Genomic DNA, 21,752 nt, shown 5'->3' with positions numbered 1-21,752 from the left:
GATTGCAGGATGAAAGATGCGTCCAGCGTACGTCGACGGCGACGCGGGGCGGGTTCGCGGGTCCGCGGGTTGGGGGTCCGCGGGTCGGCGGGTCCGCGGGTTCGCCGGTGTCACGCGCCGACGACCTCGTCGGCCCCGATGCGGACGCCCCGCGCCCAGTCCGCGGCGCGCATCGGCTTCTTGCCCTGCGCCTGCACCCACAACAGCTCGACGGCGTACGAGCCCGTGCCGACGTGCACGCTGTTCTTGCCGACGGAGAGCGCGCCCGCGGCGAGATCGGTCCGCTCGGGCACCGGCTGAACGTGGATGAGCTTGAGCCGTTCACCCCGGAAGACGGTCCAGGCGCCGGGAGCGGGAGTGCAACCGCGCACGACGCGGTCGACGCGAAGAGCCGGGGCGGCCCAGTCGACCTGGGCGTCCTCGACGTTGATCTTCGGCGCGAGAGTGATCCCCTCGGCCGGCTGCGGGACGGCCTTCAGGGTGCCGTCCTCGATGCCGTCCATGGTCGCGGCGAGCAGCCCGCTGCCCGCGAAGGCGAGCCTGGTGAGCAGGTCACCGCTGGTGTCGGTGGGCCGGATCTCCTCGGTGACCGTCCCGTACACCGGCCCGGAGTCGAGCCCCTCCTCGATGAGGAAGGTGGAGGCGCCGGTGATCTCGTCCCCGGCCATGACGGAGTGCTGCACGGGGGCCGCCCCACGCCAGGCGGGCAGCAGTGAGAAGTGCAGGTTGACCCAGCCATGGGCCGGGATGTCCAGCGCCACCCTGGGCAGCAGCGCGCCGTAGGCCACCACGGGACAGCAGTCCGGCGCGATCTCCCGCAGCCGCTCCAGGAACTCCGGATCCCGGGGCTTGATCGGCTTCAGCACCTCGATCCCGGCCTCCTCGGCCCGCTGGGCGACAGGAGAGGCGACCAGCCGCCGCCCCCGCCCGGCCGGCGCGTCGGGCCGCGTGACGACGGCGGCCACCTCGTGCCGCCCGGAGGCGATGAGAGCGTCCAGAGCGGGAACGGCGACCTCGGGGGTGCCGGCGAAGACGAGCTTCATGAGTGGGCGGGACCTCTCGGGAAAGCGGACGACGGGCAACGCACAAGTTTAGGACGGACGAGCGGAACGGCCCCCGTCGGCGAGAAGCCCCGCGGGAGCCGCGCACACCCCGCCCCAGGGGGCGTACGCATATGCCCATACGCCCCCACACCGTGACCAGCGGAGCGAACCCGCGTTGGTCAAGAAAGAGTTGACCACACCTTCTTCAACGCCGGTTCGAGAGGCTTGTTCATGGCCGACCATGCAACCCACGACGCCCAGGCCCGGGCCAGCCTGCACTTGCTGGTGCGGGACATCGAGCGGGTCCGCCGGCAGGTGGACGCACTGCGCACCCTCACCGCCCAGCTGGGCAACGTCTACCGCCCCCGCCGCTCCGGCCCCTCCACGGGCTTCGTCGTCTACGGACGCGCCCCCGCCCCGACGGTCCGCCTCGCCCAGGAACTGCGCGACAGCGTCGAGACGCTGGTCACCGCCGCGGTGGACTTCGACCGCTCGCTCGGCTTCTCGTGGGACGCGGTGGGCTCCGCGCTCGGGGTCACCAAGCAGGCGGTCCACCGCCGCTACGGCGCCCGCCGCGCCACCACCTCCGCCTCCGGCGCCGCGACGGCGACCACCGCCGAGGCCGAGCGGCCGACGGAGCCGTCCGGCGCCCGCACGGTCAGCGTGAGCACGGGCATCCCGACGGTTCCCACGGTCCCCGCCGCCCGCTCGATGCCGACCCAGCCGACGGCCGGCAGCCCGTCCCTGCGCGACGAGGTGCGGCCGACCGCCTTCCCCGGCCCGCGCAACGGCTGACCCACCCGCACCAGCCCACCCCGCCCCGCCCCTGCCCTCTCGGCCCACCCCGAGAGGGCAGCCGCACACCCGCCGCCGAATGCGCCGCCCTCACCCGATGTCCGGCGGATCGATCCGCACCCGCACCCGCGCGGCCTCCTCCCCGCCCCGAGCCATCCGGGCCGCCTGCGCCGCCTTCAGGGCGGCGGCCAGCGCGGCCCCCCGCCCCGGCGGCACCCGGACCAACGCCCGCTCCCACTCCTCCCCGGGCGGCGGCGCCCCCGGCCGCCGAGGCCGTCCCGCAGGGCCGGCCGGCACCGGAACCGGCCCCAGCACCTCCGCCTCCCGCGGCAGTTCGACGGCGCCCAGGAACCCGGCCACCGCCTCCGCCGTCCCCGACACCGCCGCCATCCGCGACACCGGCGGGAAGCCCAGCTCGGCCCGCTCGGCGAGCTCGCGCACCGCATGCCCCACGGGGTCCCACCGCACCAACGCCTGCACGGGCCGCAGGGTCGGCTCGGCGACGACGACCACGGTTCCGCCGTCCCCCTGCGGCCGGACGAGCGCGGCGGCCGCGATCCAGCGGCGCAGCGCGTCCTCCCCGGCCCGCAGATCGGGCCGCCCCAGCATGGCCCAGCCGTCCAGCAGCAGCGCGGCCGCGTAGCCGCCCTCGGCGACCGGCTCCGCCCCGGGCGTGGACACGACGAGCGCGGGCGCCCCGGGCACGGTGTCCAGCACCTGTTCGCGCCCCGACGTCCGCACCGGGACGGCGGGAAACGCCCGGCCCAGCTCCTCGGCCGTCCGCCGCGCCCCCACGACCTGAGCGCGCAGCCGGAACGACCCGCAGTCGGGACAGTGCCAGGCGTTCTCCTCCCGCCCGCACCACCCGCACCACAGTGCGCCCCCGTCGCGGCCGCCGTCCCGCGCCTCCAGCGGTCCGGAGCAGTGCCGGCACCGGGCGGCGGCGCGACACTGCGCGCACGCCATCCGCGGCACATACCCCCGCCGGGGCACCTGCACGAGCACCGGGCCGTGCCGCAGCCCCTCCCGGACCGCCTGCCAGGCGAGGGTGGGCAGCCGGGCGGCCCGGGCGGCCTCGTCGCGTGCGAGGTCCTGGTCGCCCACGGTCCGCACCAGCGGAGCGCTGCGCCGCACCTCCTCCCGCGCGGCGACCAGCGGCCGCGCCCACCCGCTCTCGACGAGCTGGGCGGCCTCCACGGTGCAGCTCCAACCCCCCAGCAGGAAACCGCACTTGTCCTGCGCGGCCCGCAGCAGCAGCACCTCCCGGGCATGGGGCTGCGGCGCGTGCTGCTCGCTGTGGCTGTCGTCCCCGTCGTCCCAGAGCGCGACCAGCCCGAGGTTGTGCACCGGGGCGAACATCGCGGCACGCGTCCCGACGACCGCCCGCACCGACCCGCGCCGCACGGCGAGCCACTCCCGGTACCGCTTCTCGGGCCCGGCTTCCGCGGTGAGGTGCGCATGACGGCCCGCCCCCAGCAACGCCGTCAGCGCCGCGTCGACCCGCGCGGCGACCCGCCCGTCCGGGACGACGACCAGTGCCCCGCGACCGGAGGCGAGGGTCGCGGCGACGGCCCGGGCGAGCCCCTCGCTCCACTCGGGCCCGGGCAGCGCGTTCCACACCGCGCGGGGCGCGCCCCCGGACGCCAGCGACGCCAGAAACGCGCCTCCCCGCTCGTACCGCTCCCAGGTGCCGGGCTCCGGCGCCTTCGGCGGCGGCAGCAGCGCGGGCGAGGGTTTCTGCTCGGCGCGTGCGTTGCGCGGCGGCACGGCCAGCTGCAGCACATCGGCCAGGCTTCCCGCGTACCGGTCGGCGACGGCCCGCGCGAGCCCCAGCAGTTCCTCGCTGAGCACCGGCTCGGGCGACACCACCTGGGCGAGCGCGGCGAGCGGCCCGGGGTAGTCCGAGGCGGCGAGCCGCTCGACGAGGAACCCGTCGATGAGTCCGCCGCCCTCGCGCCGCCCTTCCCGCACCCGCCCTCGCCCGGCGCCGAAGCGCACCCGCACCCGCACGCCCGGCTGCGCGTCGGCGTCCAGCTCGGCCGGCACCGCGTAGTCGAAGTACCGGTCCAGATGCAGCACGCCCTTGTCGACGAGCACCCGCGCGACCGGCAGCTCCCCGGCCAGCGCGGCCCCCCGCCATGTCCGGGGCTTGGCCCGGGGCACCTTGGCCTGCCGCACGCTTTCCCGGATCAGCGCGAGCTGCTCCGGCGGCGCGCCCTCCCCGGCCGCGCCACCGCCCCCCTGCCCGTTCTCGCTGCTCACACCTGCATTCCTACCAAACAGCACTGACAGACGCCGAAGCCCGGCCTCCCCAAGGAGGCCGGGCCCCTGCGTCAATGCAGTCGGAACACCGTGGGCGTGCGGTCCTACAGCCCCGCGGCCTTGCGCAGCGCGTCCACGCGGTCCGTGCGCTCCCAGGTGAAGTCGGGGAGCTCACGGCCGAAGTGGCCGTACGCGGCGGTCTGGGCGTAGATCGGACGCAGCAGGTCGAGGTCACGGATGATCGCGGCCGGGCGGAGGTCGAAGACCTCGTCGATGGCCTTCTCGATCTTCTCGGCGTCGACCTTCGCGGTGCCGAAGGTCTCGACGAAGAGACCGACCGGCTCGGCCTTGCCGATCGCGTAGGCGACCTGGACCTCGCAGCGGGCCGCGAGACCGGCCGCCACCACGTTCTTCGCCACCCAGCGCATCGCGTACGCGGCCGAGCGGTCGACCTTGGACGGGTCCTTGCCCGAGAAGGCGCCGCCGCCGTGCCGGGCCATGCCGCCGTAGGTGTCGATGATGATCTTGCGACCGGTGAGACCGGCGTCGCCCATCGGGCCGCCGATCTCGAAGCGCCCGGTCGGGTTGACCAGCAGGCGGTAGTTCTCGGTGTCGAGCTTGATGCCGTCGTCCAGGAGAGCCTTCAGCTCCACCTCCACGACGAACTCGCGGATGTCGGGGGCCAGCAGCGAGTCCAGGTCGATGTCGGACGCGTGCTGCGAGGAGACGACGACGGTGTCCAGGCGGACCGCCTTGTCGCCGTCGTACTCGATGGTGACCTGGGTCTTGCCGTCGGGGCGCAGGTAGGGGATGGTCCCGTTCTTGCGGACGTCCGACAGACGCTTCGACAGCCGGTGCGCGAGGAAGATCGGCAGCGGCATCAGGGTCGGCGTCTCGTCGGAGGCGTAGCCGAACATCAGGCCCTGGTCGCCGGCGCCCTGGCGGTCCAGCTCGTCCTCGTCGCCCTCGACCCGGGACTCGTACGCGGTGTCGACGCCCTGGGCGATGTCCGGGGACTGTGCGCCGATGGACACCGAGACGCCGCAGGAGGCGCCGTCGAAGCCCTTCTTGGAGGAGTCGTAGCCGATCTCGAGGATCTTGTCGCGCACGAGCTGGGGGATCGGCGCGTAGGTCTTGGTGGTGACCTCACCGGCCACATGCACCAGACCGGTCGTGATCAGGGTCTCCACGGCGACCCGGGAGGTCGGGTCCTCGCGCAGCAGGGCATCGAGAATGGTGTCGCTGATCTGGTCAGCGATCTTGTCGGGGTGACCTTCGGTCACAGACTCCGAAGTGAACAGGCGACGGGACACAACGCTCCCTGGGGTTGCAGCGGCTGCTGGCTGATCATTGGCGGACGCGACGGGAGCTGCGCCCGGCGTCGTCCGAGAACAGTTTATCGGTCCTGCCCTGCCACCGGCCCACCTGTCTCGCCTCTCGGGAGCGCTGTGACCTGCGGCACGGGCATTCTGCCGAATGCCGAACGCCCTTGGCCAGGGCACCACGCCCCGAATCGAGCGCGGTGACCGGCAACGGCGAAGCGCATCAAACAGTCAGCTCAGCCGCTGCGTCACCAGGTCCCACACGGTTTCGGCCAAGGCTTCCTTGGGGCCGTGCGCCACGGGGGTTTCACTGCCGTCGGCGCCCAGCACGAGGGCCTCGTTCTCCTCGGAGCCGAACGTCTTGCGCTCCCCCACCTCGTTCACCACCAGCAGATCGCACCCCTTGCGGCGCAGCTTCGCCCGGCCGTTGGCGAGGACGTCGTCGGTCTCGGCCGCGAAGCCGACGACCACCTGATTGGGTCGCGCCCGGTCGGCCGATACCTCCGCGAGAATGTCCGGATTACGCACAAGAACGATCGGTTCCGGTTCCTGTCCGTCCTTCTTCTTTATCTTTCCGGCCGCGTATGTCTGCGGACGGAAGTCGGCCACGGCGGCGGCCATGACGACCGCGTCGGCGTCGGCGGCCGCCTTCAGGACCGCCTCGCGCAGTTGCACGGCCGTGCCGACCTGGACGACATCGACCCCGGCCGGGTCGGGCAGGCCGGTGTTCGCCGCGATCAGGGTGACCCGGGCGCCGCGCGCGGCGGCGGTGCGGGCGAGGGCGTAGCCCTGCTTGCCGGAGGAGCGGTTGCCGAGGAATCGGACCGGGTCGAGGGGCTCGCGAGTGCCGCCGGCGCTGACCATCACATGCCGGCCGGCCAGGTCGGGTTCGCGCACCCCGCGGGCCAGCACGCGGCGGCAGACCTCGAAGATCTCGCCCGGGTCGGGCAGCCGGCCCTTGCCGGTGTCGACGCCGGTGAGGCGGCCGACGGCCGGCTCGATCACCACGGCGCCCCGGCGGCGCAGCGTGGCCACGTTCTCCTGGGTGGCCGGGTGCTCCCACATCTCCGTGTGCATCGCGGGGGCGAAGACGACCGGACAGCGGGCCGTGAGGAGGGTGTTGGTGAGGAGGTCGTCGGCGAGCCCGTGGGCGGCCTTGGCGAGCATGTCGGCCGTGGCCGGGGCGACGACGACCAGGTCGGCGTGCTGGCCGATGCGGACGTGCGGGACCTCGTGGACGTCGTCCCAGACCTCCGTGGAGACGGGGTGGCCGGAGAGGGCGGACCAGGTGGCGGCGCCGACGAAGTGCAGCGCGGAGGCGGTGGGGACGACGCGGACGTCATGCCCCGACTCCGTCAGTCTGCGCAGCAGCTCGCAGGCCTTGTAGGCGGCGATTCCACCGCTGACCCCCAGGACGACCTTGGGCTTGTCCACCGTCTCTCCCCGGCTCGGCAACGTACGGGTCCATCACACACCACAGGCCCGGCAGGAGCACTGCCGGGCCTGTGGATAAGTCACACGCGATCTGAAAGTACTACTGCGCGGGGCCCTCAACGGCCTCGGACGTCAGCAGCCCGGCGTTGATCTCGCGCAGGGCGATGGAGAGCGGCTTCTCGTGGACGTGGGTGTCCACGAGCGGACCGACGTACTCGAGGAGGCCCTCGCCGAGCTGCGAGTAGTACGCATTGATCTGGCGGGCCCGCTTGGCCGCGTAGATCACGAGGCTGTACTTCGAGTCGGTGGCCTCGAGGAGCTCGTCGATCGGCGGGTTGATGATGCCCTCGGGCGCGGAGATGGAAGAGGACACGCTCTACCTTCCGATGGATGGGAAAAGATCGGTCGTGATCAGTACACCGATGGTTTCGGTATTAGCGATCACACAACATCCATCAAGGCTAGCAGCTCACGGGCCACGTCCTCGACGGAGGTGTTGACGAGGGTCACGTCGAACTCCGGCTCGGCCGCGAGTTCGATCTTCGCGGCCTCGAGCCGGCGCTCGATCACCTCGGGCGGCTCGGTGCCCCGCCCGGTCAGTCTGCGCACCAGCTCCTCCCAGGAGGGCGGAGCCAGGAACACCAGTTGGGCCTCCGGCATGGACTCGCGGACCTGCCGGGCGCCCTGGAGGTCGATCTCCAGGAGCACCGGCTCGCCCGACTCCAGGCGCTCCAGCACGGCAGTGCGCGGAGTCCCGTAGCGGTTGCCGGCGAACTCGGCCCACTCCAGCAGTTCGCCGTTGGCGATCAGCTTGTCCATCTCCTCGTCGGTGACGAAGAAGTAGTGGACTCCGTGCTGCTCGCCGGGGCGGGGCCTCCGCGTCGTCGCCGACACCGAGAGCCAGACCTCGGGGTGTTCCTTGCGCATATGGGCGACGACCGTGCTCTTGCCGACCCCTGAGGGGCCGGAGAGCACGGTCAGCCGCGGACGTACGTCCGGGGGCTCGGGGGTCGTCCCCCGGAATGTTGCAGCCATGCAGCGATTATTCCAGCAATCCCGGAGTGCCCGGGACTCCCTTCCCGCAGGACCCGGGAATCAGGAGCCGGTGCTGCCGAACTCACGCTCCAGGGAGGCGATCTGGTTGGAACCGAGGCCGCGCACGCGACGGCTCTCGGAGATGCCGAGTCGCTCCATGATCTGCTTGGCGCGGACTTTGCCCACGCCCGGAAGCGACTCCAGGAGGGCGGAGACCTTCATCTTGCCGATGACGTCGTTTTCCTGACCCTGCTTGATGACCTCGTGAAGCGAGGCGCCGGAGTGCTTCAGTCGATTCTTGACCTCGGCCCGCTCCCGGCGAGCCGCGGCGGCCTTTTCGAGCGCGGCTGCGCGCTGTTCGGGGGTAAGGGGCGGAAGAGCCACGCCTACGTCACCTCGGATGTCGAACTGTCGGATACGGACCGGTGAGGAACCTAGTCGCCCCACACCTGGTGAGTTACGAGCAACACGCGCTGCCCGTTCACTCTCCGTCGGAGACTAGCGGCCAACTCCGCCGGAGTCAGCGAGAACAGAGGAAAAGTCCTGGTCAGCCTCCGTAGGGCCGGACATTTAAGACATACTGCCCCGGATTTGAGGATGTATCCAGACTCAAGTCGGCCGAGGGCCGCCCGACCGAGCCCCCGGTCGGGCGGTCGGCGCCCGTCAGGCGGCGGCCACCGCGACCCTGACCGCTTGCGCGAACCGCTCCACGGCGTCACGCAGAGCGACGACGTCGGGACCGTGACGCAACACACCCCGACTGACGTTCGGCACGACATTGCGCACCGCGGACCCGAAGACCCGGGGAAGGTCGGCCGGGGTCGCCCCCTGGGCGCCGACGCCCGGCGCGAGGAGCGGGCCGTTGATGTCGAGGTCGTATGTCGAGAGGTCGCCCAGCGTGGCCCCGACGACCGCCCCGAAGGAGCCCAGCGGCTCCTCCCCCACGTTCTCGGCGGCCAGGTGCGCCAGCATCGTCGCGCCCACGTCGCGCCCGTCCGCCCGCACCGCGTGCTGGACCTCGCCGCCCTCCGGGTTGGAGGTCAGCGCCAGTACGAACAGTCCGGCGCCGCTCTCGCGCGCCAGTGCCACCGCCGGCGACAGGGACCCGTAGCCGAGGTACGGCGAGACGGTGAGGGCGTCGGAGAACAGCGGGGCGTCCGGGTGCAGGAACGACTCGGCGTACGCGGCCATGGTCGAGCCGATGTCGCCGCGCTTGGCGTCCATCACGACCAGGGCGCCGGCCGCCCGCGCCTCCTGCACCGACTTCTCCAGGACGGCGATCCCGCGCGAGCCGAACCGCTCGAAGAAGGCGCTCTGCGGCTTCAGCAGGGCGACCCGGTCCGCCGTCGCCTCGACGACCGTGCGGCTGAACCGCTCGAGGCCCGCGACGTCGTCGTCCAGGCCCCACTCGGCGAGCAGGGAGGCGTGCGGGTCGATGCCGACGCAGAGGGGCCCACGCTCGTCCATGGCACGACGCAGCCGTGCGCCGAAGGGCTCCAGGGTCATGCCGTCTTCCTCACGTCGGCGCCGACGGCGTCGGCGAGGGTGGCGTAGGGGCTCGTCCGCAGACGGGCGGCCAGGCCCTTGTGGATCGCGCGGCCCCAGAAGGGGCCCTCGTAGACGAAGGCGCTGTACCCCTGGACCAGCGTGGCACCGGCCAGGATGCGCTGCCAGGCGTCCTCGGCGTCCTCGACGCCGCCGACGCCCACGAGGGTGATGCGGTCGCCCACGCGTGCGTAGAGGCGTCGCAGTACCTCCAGAGAGCGATCCTTGAGGGGCGCTCCGGACAGTCCGCCCGCCTCCTTCACCAGGGAGGGTTCGGAGGTCAGACCGAGACCTTCGCGCGCGATGGTGGTGTTCGTGGCGATGATCCCGTCCAGGCCCAGCTCCACGGCCAGGTCGGCGACCGCGTCGACGTCGTCGTCCGCGAGGTCCGGGGCGATCTTCACCAGCAGCGGGACCCGGCGCGCGGTCACCGCACGGTCGGCGGCCTCGCGGACGGCGCTCAGCAGCGGTCGCAGCGCCTCGGTGGCCTGGAGGTTGCGCAGCCCCGGCGTGTTCGGCGAGGACACGTTCACGACCAGGTAGTCGGCGTAGGGCGCGAGCCGCTCTGCCGACTTCACGTAGTCGCCGACGGCCTCCTCCTCGGGGACGACCTTGGTCTTGCCGATGTTCACGCCGACCACGGGCTTGAAGACGGCCGTACGGGAGGCGAGACGCGCGGCCACGACCAGCGAGCCCTCGTTGTTGAAGCCCATGCGGTTGATCAGCGCCCGGTCCTTCACGAGCCGGAACAGCCGCTGCTTGGGGTTGCCGGGCTGCGGCTCCCCGGTGACCGTGCCGATCTCGACGTGGTCGAAGCCCAGCATCGACATCCCGTCGATCGCGACCGCGTTCTTGTCGAAGCCGGCGGCGAGCCCGAACGGGCCGTGCATGCGCAGCCCGAAGGCCTCCGTGCGCAGTTCCCGGTATCGGGGGGCGAGGGCGGCCGCGACGAACGTGCGCAGCACCGGGATGCGGGCGGCGAGCCGGATCCAGCGGAAGGCCAGGTGGTGGGCCTGCTCCGGGTCCATCCGCTTGAACACGAGGTTGAAGAAGATCTTGTACATGGTTCCCTCACGAAGAGGGGGACACCGTCTGCCGGTGTCCCCCTCTTCGGCTGCTAGTCGCGGGCCGCGGTCAGGTGCTGCGCGTGTTCCTGGAGCGAGCGGACGCCCACGTCACCGTGGTTGAGGGCGTCGATGCCCTGGACGGCGGCGGCGAGCGCCTGGACCGTCGTCAGACAGGGCACGGACCGCGCCACGGCCGCCGTACGGATCTCGTAGCCGTCGAGGCGGCCGCCGGTGCCGTACGGGGTGTTGACGATGAGGTCGACCTCGCCGTCGTGGATGCACTGGACGATGGTCTTCTCGCCGTTCGGGCCGACGCCTTCGGACTGCTTGCGCACGACCGTCGCGTTGATGCCGTTGCGCTTGAGGACCTCGGCGGTGCCGGAGGTGGCGAGCAGTTCGAAGCCGTGCGCGACCAGCTCGCGCGCCGGGAAGATCATCGAGCGCTTGTCGCGGTTGGCGACCGAGATGAACGCGCGGCCCTTGGTGGGCAGCGGGCCGTACGCGCCGGCCTGCGACTTGGCGTACGCCGTGCCGAAGACGGAGTCGATGCCCATGACCTCGCCGGTGGAGCGCATCTCCGGGCCGAGGACCGTGTCGACGCCGCGGCCGGAGGTGTCCCGGAAGCGGGTCCACGGCATCACGGCCTCCTTGACGGAGATCGGCGCGTCCAGTGGCAGCTCGCCGCCGTCGCCGGTGGCCGGGAGCAGGCCTTCGGCGCGCAGTTCGGCGACGGTCGCGCCCAGCGAGATCCGCGCCGCGGCCTTGGCCAGCGGCACCGCGGTCGCCTTCGAGGTGAAGGGGACCGTACGGGACGCGCGCGGGTTGGCCTCCAGGACGTAGAGGATGTCGCCGGCCATCGCGAACTGGATGTTGATCAGGCCGCGCACGCCGACGCCCTTGGCGATCGCCTCGGTCGAGGCCCGCAGCCGCTTGATGTCGAAGCCGCCCAGGGTGATCGGGGGCAGGGCGCACGCCGAGTCGCCGGAGTGGATGCCGGCCTCCTCGATGTGCTCCATGACGCCGCCGAGGTAGAGCTCCTCGCCGTCGTAGAGCGCGTCGACGTCGATCTCTATGGCGTCGTCGAGGAAGCGGTCGACGAGCACCGGCCGGGTGGGGCTGATCTCGGTCGACTCGGCGATGTAGGACGACAGCCGGGTCTCGTCGTAGACGATCTCCATACCGCGGCCGCCGAGCACGTACGAGGGCCGGACCAGGACCGGGTAGCCGATCTCGTCGGCGATGGCCTTGGCCTCGGCGAAGGTGGTGGCCGTGCCGTGCTTCGGGGCCGGCAGGCCGGCCTCGTCGAGCACCCGCCCGAACGCGCCCCGGTCCTCGGCCGCGTGGATCGCCTCGGGCGGGGTGCCGACGATCGGCACGCCGTTGTCCTTGAGCGCCTGCGCCAGGCCCAGCGGGGTCTGGCCGCCGAGCTGGACGATCACGCCCGCGATCGGGCCGGCCTGCGCCTCCGCGTGCACGATCTCCAGCACGTCCTCCAGCGTCAGCGGCTCGAAGTACAGGCGGTCGGAGGTGTCGTAGTCGGTGGAGACGGTCTCCGGGTTGCAGTTGACCATCACGGTCTCGTACCCGGCGTCGGACAGCGCGAAGGAGGCGTGGACGCAGGAGTAGTCGAACTCGATGCCCTGGCCGATGCGGTTGGGGCCGGAGCCCAGGATGATCACCGCGGGCTTCTCGCGGGGCGCGACCTCGCTCTCCTCGTCGTAGGAGGAGTAGAAGTACGGCGTCTTCGCGGCGAACTCGGCGGCGCAGGTGTCGACGGTCTTGTAGACCGGGCGGACGCCCAGCGCGTGCCGGACCTCGCGCACGACGTCCTCGCGCAGACCGCGGATCTCGGCGATCTGCTGGTCGGAGAAGCCGTGCCGCTTGGCCTCGGCGAGCAGCTCGGCGTCCAGGCGGTCGGCGGCGGCCAGGTCGTCGGCGGTCTCCTTGATCAGGAAGAGCTGGTCGACGAACCAGGGGTCGATCTTCGTGAACTCGAAGACCTCCTCGGGCGTGGCGCCCGCGCGGATGGCCTGCATGACGGTGTTGATCCGGCCGTCGGTCGGGCGGACCGACTCGCGCAGCAGCTCGGCCTTGTCGCCGGGGTCGCCGACGAAGGTGAACTGGCTGCCCTTCTTCTCCAGCGAGCGCAGCGCCTTCTGGAAGGCCTCGGTGAAGTTGCGGCCGATGGCCATGGCCTCGCCGACCGACTTCATGGTCGTCGTCAGCGTGGAGTCGGCGCTCGGGAACTTCTCGAAGGCGAACCGCGGGGCCTTCACGACCACGTAGTCGAGCGTCGGCTCGAAGGAGGCCGGCGTCTCGCGCGTGATGTCGTTCGGGATCTCGTCGAGGGTGTAGCCGACGGCGAGCTTGGCGGCGATCTTGGCGATCGGGAAGCCGGTCGCCTTGGAGGCCAGCGCCGAGGAACGCGACACGCGCGGGTTCATCTCGATGACGATGACCCGGCCGTCCTCGGGGTCCACCGCGAACTGGATGTTGCAGCCGCCGGTGTCCACGCCGACCTCGCGGATCACGGCGATGCCGATGTCGCGCAGGATCTGGTACTCGCGGTCGGTGAGCGTCATGGCGGGCGCGACGGTGATCGAGTCGCCGGTGTGCACGCCCATGGGGTCGAAGTTCTCGATGGAGCAGACGACCACGACGTTGTCGTGCTTGTCGCGCATCAGCTCCAGCTCGTACTCCTTCCAGCCGAGGATGGACTCCTCCAGGAGCACCTCGGTGGTCGGCGAGAGGGTGAGGCCCTGCCCGGCGATGCGGCGCAGCTCCTCCTCGTCGTGGGCGAAGCCGGAGCCGGCGCCGCCCATGGTGAAGGAGGGGCGGACGACGACCGGGTAGCCGCCGAGCGTGTCGACGCCGGCGAGGACCTCGTCCATGGTGTGGCAGATCACGGACCGGGCGGACTCGCCGTACCCGATCTTCGCCTTGACGGCCTCGACGACGCCCTTGAACAGGTCGCGGTCCTCGCCCTTGTTGATGGCCTCCACGTTGGCGCCGATCAGCTCGACGCCGTACTTCTCCAGGACGCCGTTCTCGGCCAGCGAGATCGCCGTGTTGAGGGCCGTCTGGCCGCCCAGGGTGGGCAGCAGGGCGTCGGGGCGCTCCTTGGCGATGATCTTCTCGACGAACTCCGGGGTGATCGGCTCGACGTAGGTGGCGTCGGCGATCTCCGGGTCGGTCATGATCGTCGCCGGGTTGGAGTTGACCAGGATCACCCGCAGGCCCTCGGCGCGCAGGATGCGGCACGCCTGGGTGCCGGAGTAGTCGAACTCGGCGGCCTGGCCGATGACGATCGGGCCGGAGCCGATGACCAGGACGGACTGGATATCGGTGCGCTTAGGCACGCTGGCCCTCCATCAGGGATACGAAGCGGTCGAACAGGTAGGCGGCGTCGTGCGGGCCCGCTGCCGCTTCGGGGTGGTACTGGACGGAGAAGGCCGGCTGGTCGAGCAGCTGCAGCCCCTCCACGACGTCGTCGTTGAGGCAGATGTGCGAGACCTCGGCGCGGCCGAAGGGCGTCTCGCTGACCTTGTCGAGCGGCGCGTCCACGGCGAAGCCGTGGTTGTGCGCGGTGACCTCGACCTTGCCGGTCGTACGGTCCTGGACCGGCTGGTTGATGCCCCGGTGGCCGTACTTCAGCTTGTAGGTGCCGAAGCCGAGGGCGCGGCCGAGGATCTGGTTGCCGAAGCAGATACCGAAGAGCGGAGTCTTCCGTTCCAGGACGGCGGTCATGAGGGCGACCGGGCCGTCGGCCGTGGCCGGGTCGCCGGGGCCGTTGGAGAAGAAGACCCCGTCGGGGGCGACGGCGTACACGTCCTCCTCCGTCGCCGTGGCCGGGAGGACGTGCACCTCGATGCCGCGCTCGGCCATGCGGTGCGGGGTCATGCCCTTGATGCCGAGGTCGACGGCGGCGACGGTGAACCGCTTCTCGCCGACCGCCGGGACGACGTAGGCCTCCTTGGTGGCGACCTCCTCGTACAGGCTCAGCCCCTTCATCTGCGGCTGGGTCTGCACGCGCGCGAGGAGCTCGGTCTCCGTGCCGATCGCCTCGCCGGAGAAGATGCCGGCGCGCATCGAGCCGCGCTCGCGCAGATGGCGGGTGAGGGCGCGGGTGTCGATGCCGGAGATGCCGACGACGCTCTGCTTGACCAGCTCGTCGTCCAGGGACCGCTTGGCGCGCCAGTTGGACGGCACGCGCGCGGGGTCGCGCACGACGTAGCCGGAGACCCAGATCCGACCGGACTCGTCGTCCTCGTCGTTCCAGCCGGTGTTGCCGATCTGCGGGGCGGTCGCGACCACGATCTGGCGGTCGTACGACGGGTCGGTCAGGGTCTCCTGGTAGCCGGTCATGCCGGTGGAGAACACCGCTTCGCCGAAGGTCTCCCCCACGGCCCCGTAGGCACGGCCGCGGAAGATCCGGCCGTCCTCCAGGACGAGTACGGCGGGAACCTTGGCGGTTCCCCTGGTGGAGGTCGTCATCGTGCGCCTTCCGTTTCCGTCGGAGTTTCCGTCTTGTCGATCATGGAGTTGAGGGTGGCGACCCACTCGTTGTGCTCGGCCGCGCGGTCGGAGCGGAAGCCCGAGTCGAGCAGCTTGTCGCCGTGCGCCCAGGTCACCACCAGCAGTCCGCCCTCGGTGAGGACCTTGCCGGCGATGCCCTTGTCGAGCCGGGCCTCGCGCAGTGCGCCGACCGGGACGAAGAAGTCGGTCGCGCCGGGCCGTACGACGTCCAGTCCCGCGTCCGTCAGGGTGAGCTCGACCCGGCTGCGGGTGCCCAGGCCGTGCGCCACGATGCGGTCGAGCCACTGCCCGGCGGTGGTGGAGCCGTGGTAGCGGCCGCTCATGCTCAGTCTCACCGGGCCGAGGTCGTCCGGCGCGGTGGAGAGGTCGGGCAGGTCGCCCTGGAGTGTGCCGCGCCACTTCCAGCCCTCGCGCATCAGCCAGTACACGAGCGCGACGAAGAGACCGAGACCGACCACCCAGCCGAGCCGGGCGGCCCAGTCGGTCACTTCGGCCGATTCCTTCTCGGCCGCGAGCAGTAGTGCTGCAGATGTCACGTGAGCTTCCCGTCGACGAGCGTGGCCTTGCCCCGGAGCCAGGTGTGCGTGACACGGCCCGGCAGCTCACGCCCCTCGTAGGGGGTGTTCCGGCTGCGCGAGGCGAAGCCCGCGGGGTCCACCGGCCCACGGTATTCCGTGTCGACGAGCGTGAGGTTGGCGGGCTCACCTGCCGAGACGGGGCGTCCATGGCCCGTCGCCCGTCCGATCCGGGCGGGCGTGAAGGACATGCGGTCGGCGACCCCGGCCCAGTTCAGCAGGCCCGTGTCCACCATCGTCTCCTGGACCACCGACAACGCGGTCTCCAGGCCGACCATGCCCATGGCGGCCGCGGCCCACTCGCAGTCCTTGTCCTCGTGCGGGTGCGGGGCGTGGTCGGTGGCGACGATGTCGATCGTGCCGTCGGCGAGCGCCTCGCGCAGCGCCAGCACGTCGCGCTCGGTGCGCAGCGGCGGGTTCACCTTGTAGACCGGGTTGTAGCTGCGCACCAGCTCGTCGGTGAGGAGCAGGTGGTGCGGGGTGACCTCGGCGGTGACGTCGATGCCGCGCGACTTGGCCCAGCGGACGATCTCGACCGACCCGGCGGTGGAGAGGTGGCAGATGTGGACGCGGGAGCCGACGTGCTCGGCGAGCAGGACATCCCGGGCGATGATCGATTCTTCGGCCACCGCGGGCCAGCCCCCGAGCCCCAGCTCGGCGGAGACGACGCCCTCGTTCATCTGGGCGCCCTCGGTCAGCCGCGGCTCCTGGGCGTGCTGGGCGACGACCCCGCCGAAGGCCTTCACGTACTCCAGGGCGCGGCGCATGATCACGGCGTCGTCGACGCACTTGCCGTCGTCGGAGAAGACGGTGACACCGGCGGCCGACTCGTGCATGGCGCCGAGCTCGGCGAGCTTCCTGCCCTCCAGGCCGACGGTGACCGCGCCGATGGGCTGCACATCGCAGTAGCCGTGCTCCCGGCCCAGTCGCCAGACCTGCTCGACCACGCCGGCGGTGTCGGCGACGGGGAAGGTGTTGGCCATGGCGAAGACGGCCGTGTAGCCGCCGGAGGCGGCCGCGCGGGTGCCCGTCAGCACGGTCTCGGAGTCCTCGCGGCCGGGCTCGCGCAGATGGGTGTGCAGGTCGACCAGGCCCGGCAGCAGCACCTTGCCGCCGGCCTCGACGACCTCGGCGCCCTCGGCGGACAGCCCCGCGCCCACGGCCTCGATGACGCCGCCGTCGATGAGGACGTCCTGCGGCTCGCCGCCGAGCACCTTCGCACCACGGATAAGGATCTTGCTCATGGGTTCTTACTTCTCCTCGGTGGTACGGGCGTGGCTGACGGCGGGCTCGTTGCCGCCCAGGAGCAGGTACAGGACGGCCATCCGGATGGACACGCCGTTGGCGACCTGTTCGACGACGGTGCAGCGCGGGGAGTCGGCGACCTCGGCGGTGATCTCCATGCCGCGGACCATCGGGCCGGGGTGCATCACGATGGCGTGCTCGGGCATCCGCGCCATCCGGTCGCCGTCGAGGCCGTAGCGCCGCGAGTACTCGCGCTCGGTCGGGAAGAACGCGGCGTTCATGCGCTCCCGCTGGACGCGCAGCATCATCACGGCGTCGGACTTGGGCAGCGTGCTGTCGAGGTCGTACGACACCTCGCAGGGCCAGGACTCGATGCCGACCGGCACCAGGGTGGGCGGGGCGACCAGGGTGACCTCGGCGCCCAGGGTGTGCAGCAGGTCGACGTTGGAGCGGGCGACCCGGCTGTGCAGGACGTCCCCGACGAGCGTGATGCGCTTGCCCGCGAGGTCCTGGCCGATCCCGGCGTCCCGTCCGACCAGGCGGCGGCGCATGGTGAAGGCGTCCAGCAGCGCCTGGGTGGGGTGCTGGTGGGTGCCGTCGCCGGCGTTGACCACGACCGCGTCGATCCAGCCGGAGGTGGCCAGGCGGTACGGCGCGCCGGAGGCTCCGTGCCGGATGACGACCGCGTCGACGCCCATCGCCTCCAGCGTCTGCGCGGTGTCCTTCAGGGACTCGCCCTTGGACACCGACGATCCCTTGGCGGTGAAGTTGATGACGTCCGCGGAGAGGCGCTTCTCGGCGGCCTCGAACGAGATACGCGTGCGCGTGGAGTCCTCGAAGAAGAGGTTGACGATCGTGCGGCCGCGCAGGGTCGGCAGTTTCTTGATGGGCCGGTCGGCGACCCGGGCCATCTCCTCGGCGGTGTCGAGGATCAGGACGGCGTCGTCGCGGGTGAGGTCGGCGGCCGAGATGAGATGACGCTGCATCTGTCAGGCTCCGTAAGGCAGTTCAGGATATTGGGGGAGATTCCGGGCAGGCGAGGGCGCGCCGGAACGGCGGGCGCGCGACGTCCGCTACTGGGTCTGCTTCACACCGAGCAGCACGGTGTCGCGACCGTCCTCCTCGGCGAGCAGGACCTTGACCGTCTCCCGCAACGACGTGGGGAGGTTCTTGCCGACGTAGTCGGCGCGGATGGGCAGTTCCCGGTGGCCGCGGTCGACGAGGACCGCGAGCTGCACCGCGCGCGGGCGCCCGAGGTCGTTCAGGGCGTCGAGGGCGGCGCGGATGGTGCGGCCGGAGAAGAGCACGTCGTCCACGAGGACGACCAGCTTGCCGTCGAGGCCGTCACCGGGGATCTCGGTGCGGGCCAGCGCACGCGGCGGGTGCATGCGCAGGTCGTCGCGGTACATGGTGATGTCGAGGGAGCCGACGGGGATCTTGCGGTCGGTGATCTGCTCGAGTTTCTCGGCGAGCCGCCGGGCGAGGAAGACGCCGCGGGTCGGGATGCCGAGGACCACCACGTCGTCGGCGCCCTTGGCGCGTTCGACGATCTCGTGGGCGATGCGCGTCAGTACGCGCGCGATGTCGGGGCCTTCGAGAACGGGCCGCGCATCGGTCTGCCGGGGATCCTGCCGGGTGTCCTGCTGAATGTCCTGCTTGTCCATATGAAACGGACCTCCTTCTCCGCCTCACGGGACGGACCTTAAAGGACGTCGGATTTGCGCCATCCACGGTAGCAGGCCGGGACGACACCCCTGATCACCCCCTTGGCGTAATCGGCCACCGTTACCACGGAAGCGTCGGTGTGGACCATTCGGCTTGACGCAGAAGAATCACGCTGCGTAACCTCACAGTGAGTTACCAGCACGCGGCTCCTGCCGCGTCGACCCAGTGCCGGGGAGCTATATGTCCAGCGAATACGCCAAACAGCTCGGGGCCAAGCTCCGAGCGATCCGCACCCAGCAGGGCCTTTCCCTCCACGGTGTCGAGGAGAAGTCCCAGGGACGCTGGAAGGCCGTCGTGGTCGGTTCGTACGAGCGCGGCGACCGCGCCGTGACCGTGCAGCGCCTGGCCGAGCTGGCGGATTTCTACGGCGTTCCCGTGCAGGAGCTGCTGCCGGGCACCACCCCGGGCGGCGCGGCCGAGCCCCCGCCGAAGCTGGTCCTGGACCTGGAGCGACTGGCCCATGTGCCGGTCGAGAAGGCGGGCCCGCTGCAGCGCTACGCGGCCACGATCCAGTCGCAGCGCGGTGACTACAACGGCAAGGTGCTGTCGATCCGCCAGGACGACCTGCGCACCCTCGCCGTCATCTACGACCAGTCGCCCTCGGTCCTGACCGAGCAGCTGATCAGCTGGGGCGTCCTGGACGCGGACGCGCGTCGTGCCGTCTCCCACGAGGAGGGCTGAGCCTCTCGAAGGCTCAGCAGGCCTCAGCAGAAACGTGCCGCCGGGGTGGCCGGAACTTGACGGTTCCGGCCACCCCGGCGGCTTTCTGCGGGCCTGTAGTACCTCAGGGGTACCCGGCGACGCCCCAGGGGCGCGGGACTGCCGAAGGGGCCCTCAGCGTGCTGCTGCGGGCCCCTTCTGTGATGGTCGTACCGGCTCCGGCTCGTAGGACCGGACTCGCTGCCGGTTACGCCTCGCTGCCGTCTACGCCTCGTCCCGGCGCAGCGACGGCTTGAGCTCCTTCAGCCGGCCGAGCAGGCCGTTGACGAACGAGGGCGACTCGTCCGTGGAGAACTCCTTCGCCAGCTGAACCATCTCGTCGAGGACGACCGCGTCCGGGGTCTCGTCGGCCCAGATCAGCTCGTAGGCGCCGAGCCGCAGGATGTTGCGGTCGACCACGGGCATCCGGTCCAGCGTCCAGCCGACCGAGTACTGGGAGAGCAGCTCGTCGATACGCCGCGCATGCTGCGCGTAGCCCTCGACCAGCTGCATCGTGTACTCGCTCACCGGCGGCTGCCGGGTGTCGGCCCGGGAGAGCCGGATCCAGTCCGCGAGGACCGTCAGGACATCGGCTCCGCGCTGGTCGCCCTCGAAGAGGATCTGGAAGGCGCGCTTGCGGGCCGTGTTGCGGGCAGCCACGGTTAGCTGTTCACCCGGCCGAGGTAGTCGCTGGTGCGGGTGTCGACCTTGATCTTCTCACCGGTGGTGATGAAGAGCGGGACCTGGATCTGGTGACCGGTCTCCAGGGTGGCGGGCTTGGTGCCACCGGTGGAGCGGTCGCCCTGCAGGCCCGGCTCGGTCTCCTGGACGACGAGCTCGACGGCCGCGGGCAGCTCGACGAAGAGCACCTCGCCCTCGTGCTGCGCGACCGTGGCGGTGAAGCCCTCGATCAGGAAGTTGGCGGAGTCGCCGACGGCCTTGCGGTCGACCATGAGCTGGTCGTAGGTCTCCATGTCCATGAAGACGAAGTACTCGCCGTCCATGTAGGAGAACTGCATGTCGCGCTTGTCGACAGTGGCCGTCTCGACCTTGACGCCGGCGTTGAACGTCTTGTCGACGACCTTGCCGGAAAGCACGTTCTTGAGCTTGGTGCGCACGAATGCGGGGCCCTTGCCGGGCTTGACGTGCTGGAACTCGACGACGGACCAGAGCTGGCCGCCTTCGAGCTTGAGCACCAGGCCGTTCTTGAGGTCGTTCGTGGAAGCCACGGTTGCGGAATCTCCTGGACTGACGTGGACGACCCCGGGGCACGCACCTGCCTAGAGGGCGAGCAGCTCCTTGGTCGTGATGGTGAGTAGCTCGGGTCCGCCGTCCGCCTCGGGGCGCACGACGAGCGTGTCATCGATCCGGACCCCGCCCCGGCCCGGGAGGTGTACCCCGGGTTCGACGGTGACCGGCACGCAAGCGTCCAGTTTACCCATGGCTGCGGGAGCCAGCTGCGGGTCCTCTTCGATTTCGAGTCCGACACCGTGCCCGGTGAGCGCCGAAAGGCCCTCGGTACGCCCCGCGGAGTCCAGGATCTGGCGGGCCGCGCGGTCCACGTCACGATAGGCGGCGCCGGGCGCCAGGGCCTCACGTCCGGCGCGCTGAGCGGCGAAGACGAGGTCGTACAGCTCGATCTGCCAATCGGCGGGGGACGTCCCGATCACGAAGGTGCGGCCGATCTCGCAGCGGTAGCCGCGGTAGGTCGCCCCCAGGCAGACCGAGAGGAAGTCGCCTTCCTCCACGCGCCGGTCGGTGGGCCGGTGCCCGCGCCGACCGGAGTTCGGGCCGGCGGCGACGGACGTGGCGAAGGCGGGACCGTCGGCGCCGTGGTCGACGAGGCGCCGCTCCAGTTCCAGGGCCAGGTGCCGTTCCGTGCGGCCGACCAGGATGGACTCCAGCAGCTCGCCCAGCGCCTGGTCGGCGATCTCGGCGCCGATCCGCAGACAGGAGATCTCCTCCTCGTCCTTCACCACCCTCAGCTGTTCGACCGCGCCGCCCAGGTCGGTGAGGCGCAGCCGGGCCGCGACCGAGCGGAGCTCACGGTGGCGGGCCACGGTGAGGTGATGTTCCTCGACCGCGAGACAGTCGCCGCCCTGGCCCATGAGGAGGCCGGCGGCAGCGACCGCCGGATCGCCTCCGGGGCCGGGCAGGACATGGACGCGCAGCGCGTCGTCCGGTCGCCCCTCGGAGGGGCGGTCCTCGGGCGGGACGGCGCAGACGAGGAGGTCCTCGCGTCGGCCCAGCAGCAGGACGGCGCCGCGCGGAGCCGCGCCCGCCAGGTACCTCACATTGGCGGGGCGGGAGATGAGCGCCGCGGTGCTGCCGGCCGCGTTGCAGCGCTCCCGTAGACGGGTTCGGCGGGACGCGTAGACCTCTGACATGACACGAGCGTAGGAGCGGTGGCCGGATTGTGCTGGCTGGAAGGGTGCCGTTCGGGGGACCGGGTGGGGCGAACGGTGGTAT

20 protein-coding genes are annotated in these 21,752 nt (G+C 71.3%); 2 read left to right on the top strand and 18 right to left on the bottom strand.

Annotation, left to right across the window (positions count from 1 at the left end; translation table 11 throughout):
- Positions 1-110: 110 nt before the first annotated feature.
- The gene (gene fmt, locus ABZ725_RS41145) at positions 111-1,043 is read right to left on the bottom strand and encodes a methionyl-tRNA formyltransferase (RefSeq protein WP_358807470.1); all 933 of its coding nucleotides are present in this window, start codon (positions 1,041-1,043) and stop codon (positions 111-113) included.
- A 231-nt stretch (positions 1,044-1,274) separates the two neighbouring features.
- On the opposite strand from fmt, the gene ABZ725_RS41140 reads away from it, so the two are divergent.
- Positions 1,275-1,838 carry a hypothetical protein gene (locus ABZ725_RS41140; RefSeq protein ID WP_358807469.1) on the top strand — a complete coding sequence of 188 codons (564 nt, stop codon included), beginning with the start codon at positions 1,275-1,277 and terminating at the stop codon, positions 1,836-1,838.
- A 90-nt stretch (positions 1,839-1,928) separates the two neighbouring features.
- On the opposite strand, the gene ABZ725_RS41135 is transcribed toward ABZ725_RS41140, so the two are convergent.
- From ABZ725_RS41135 to pyrR, 14 genes are all read right to left on the bottom strand, one after another.
- Positions 1,929-4,100: a primosomal protein N' gene (locus ABZ725_RS41135; RefSeq protein ID WP_358807468.1), complete on the bottom strand. Its 2,172-nt coding sequence runs from the start codon at positions 4,098-4,100 to the stop codon at positions 1,929-1,931.
- A gap of 104 nt (positions 4,101-4,204) precedes the next feature.
- Positions 4,205-5,413, bottom strand: coding sequence for a methionine adenosyltransferase (metK, locus tag ABZ725_RS41130; RefSeq protein WP_351919869.1), 1,209 nt, complete (start codon positions 5,411-5,413; stop codon positions 4,205-4,207).
- Positions 5,414-5,653: 240 nt separating this feature from the next.
- On the bottom strand, positions 5,654-6,856 hold the full coding sequence (gene coaBC, locus ABZ725_RS41125; RefSeq protein WP_358807467.1) for a bifunctional phosphopantothenoylcysteine decarboxylase/phosphopantothenate--cysteine ligase CoaBC: 1,203 nt from the start codon (positions 6,854-6,856) through the stop codon (positions 5,654-5,656).
- Between the two features lie 100 nt (positions 6,857-6,956).
- Positions 6,957-7,229: a DNA-directed RNA polymerase subunit omega gene (rpoZ, locus tag ABZ725_RS41120; protein WP_003988945.1), complete on the bottom strand. Its 273-nt coding sequence runs from the start codon at positions 7,227-7,229 to the stop codon at positions 6,957-6,959.
- A 68-nt stretch (positions 7,230-7,297) separates the two neighbouring features.
- Positions 7,298-7,891, bottom strand: coding sequence for a guanylate kinase (gene gmk, locus ABZ725_RS41115; RefSeq protein WP_351919865.1), 594 nt, complete (start codon positions 7,889-7,891; stop codon positions 7,298-7,300).
- Positions 7,892-7,951: 60 nt separating this feature from the next.
- On the bottom strand, positions 7,952-8,275 hold the full coding sequence (locus ABZ725_RS41110; RefSeq protein WP_003977346.1) for an integration host factor: 324 nt from the start codon (positions 8,273-8,275) through the stop codon (positions 7,952-7,954).
- A 279-nt stretch (positions 8,276-8,554) separates the two neighbouring features.
- Entirely contained in the window at positions 8,555-9,397 is an 843-nt protein-coding gene (gene pyrF / locus ABZ725_RS41105; RefSeq protein WP_358807466.1) for an orotidine-5'-phosphate decarboxylase, read from the bottom strand.
- Positions 9,394-10,500 (bottom strand): quinone-dependent dihydroorotate dehydrogenase, encoded by a 1,107-nt coding sequence (locus ABZ725_RS41100; RefSeq protein WP_358807465.1) that lies wholly within the window; start codon positions 10,498-10,500, stop codon positions 9,394-9,396. Before ABZ725_RS41100 ends, pyrF begins: the two co-directional genes overlap by 4 nt.
- A gap of 53 nt (positions 10,501-10,553) precedes the next feature.
- Positions 10,554-13,862, bottom strand: a complete 3,309-nt coding sequence (gene carB, locus ABZ725_RS41095) for a carbamoyl-phosphate synthase large subunit (protein WP_351919860.1) — start codon at positions 13,860-13,862, stop codon at positions 10,554-10,556.
- On the bottom strand, positions 13,855-14,997 hold the full coding sequence (carA, locus tag ABZ725_RS41090) for a glutamine-hydrolyzing carbamoyl-phosphate synthase small subunit (protein ID WP_358807464.1): 1,143 nt from the start codon (positions 14,995-14,997) through the stop codon (positions 13,855-13,857). Before carA ends, carB begins: the two co-directional genes overlap by 8 nt.
- Complete coding sequence (locus ABZ725_RS41085; protein ID WP_358807463.1) at positions 14,994-15,575, bottom strand: hypothetical protein; 582 nt, start codon at positions 15,573-15,575, stop codon at positions 14,994-14,996. The genes carA and ABZ725_RS41085 overlap by 4 nt, the downstream gene beginning before the upstream one ends.
- A complete protein-coding gene (locus ABZ725_RS41080; RefSeq protein WP_358807462.1) occupies positions 15,572-16,858 on the bottom strand; it encodes a dihydroorotase in 1,287 nt (428 codons plus the stop codon). The genes ABZ725_RS41085 and ABZ725_RS41080 overlap by 4 nt, the downstream gene beginning before the upstream one ends.
- A gap of 6 nt (positions 16,859-16,864) precedes the next feature.
- Positions 16,865-17,845: an aspartate carbamoyltransferase catalytic subunit gene (locus tag ABZ725_RS41075; protein WP_358807461.1), complete on the bottom strand. Its 981-nt coding sequence runs from the start codon at positions 17,843-17,845 to the stop codon at positions 16,865-16,867.
- 87 nt (positions 17,846-17,932) lie between these two features.
- Entirely contained in the window at positions 17,933-18,523 is a 591-nt protein-coding gene (gene pyrR / locus ABZ725_RS41070; protein ID WP_358807460.1) for a bifunctional pyr operon transcriptional regulator/uracil phosphoribosyltransferase PyrR, read from the bottom strand.
- Positions 18,524-18,764: 241 nt separating this feature from the next.
- On the opposite strand from pyrR, the gene bldD reads away from it, so the two are divergent.
- The gene (gene bldD, locus ABZ725_RS41065; RefSeq protein ID WP_020128858.1) at positions 18,765-19,265 is read left to right on the top strand and encodes a transcriptional regulator BldD; all 501 of its coding nucleotides are present in this window, start codon (positions 18,765-18,767) and stop codon (positions 19,263-19,265) included.
- Between the two features lie 243 nt (positions 19,266-19,508).
- On the opposite strand, the gene nusB is transcribed toward bldD, so the two are convergent.
- The 3 genes from nusB to ABZ725_RS41050 are packed head-to-tail and all read right to left on the bottom strand — an operon-like array spanning position 19,509 to position 21,670.
- Positions 19,509-19,943, bottom strand: coding sequence for a transcription antitermination factor NusB (nusB, locus tag ABZ725_RS41060; protein WP_358807459.1), 435 nt, complete (start codon positions 19,941-19,943; stop codon positions 19,509-19,511).
- Positions 19,944-19,945: 2 nt separating this feature from the next.
- A complete protein-coding gene (gene efp / locus ABZ725_RS41055) occupies positions 19,946-20,512 on the bottom strand; it encodes an elongation factor P (RefSeq protein ID WP_351919104.1) in 567 nt (188 codons plus the stop codon).
- A 51-nt stretch (positions 20,513-20,563) separates the two neighbouring features.
- Positions 20,564-21,670: an aminopeptidase P family protein gene (locus ABZ725_RS41050; protein WP_351919106.1), complete on the bottom strand. Its 1,107-nt coding sequence runs from the start codon at positions 21,668-21,670 to the stop codon at positions 20,564-20,566.
- Positions 21,671-21,752 lie beyond the last annotated feature (82 nt).

It is taken from the genome of Streptomyces sp. NPDC006872 (assembly GCF_040635845.1).
In the GTDB taxonomy this organism is placed as follows: domain Bacteria; phylum Actinomycetota; class Actinomycetes; order Streptomycetales; family Streptomycetaceae; genus Streptomyces.
The sequence above is the reverse complement of the archived record's forward strand: the minus strand, read 5'-3'. Positions and strand labels throughout refer to the sequence as shown.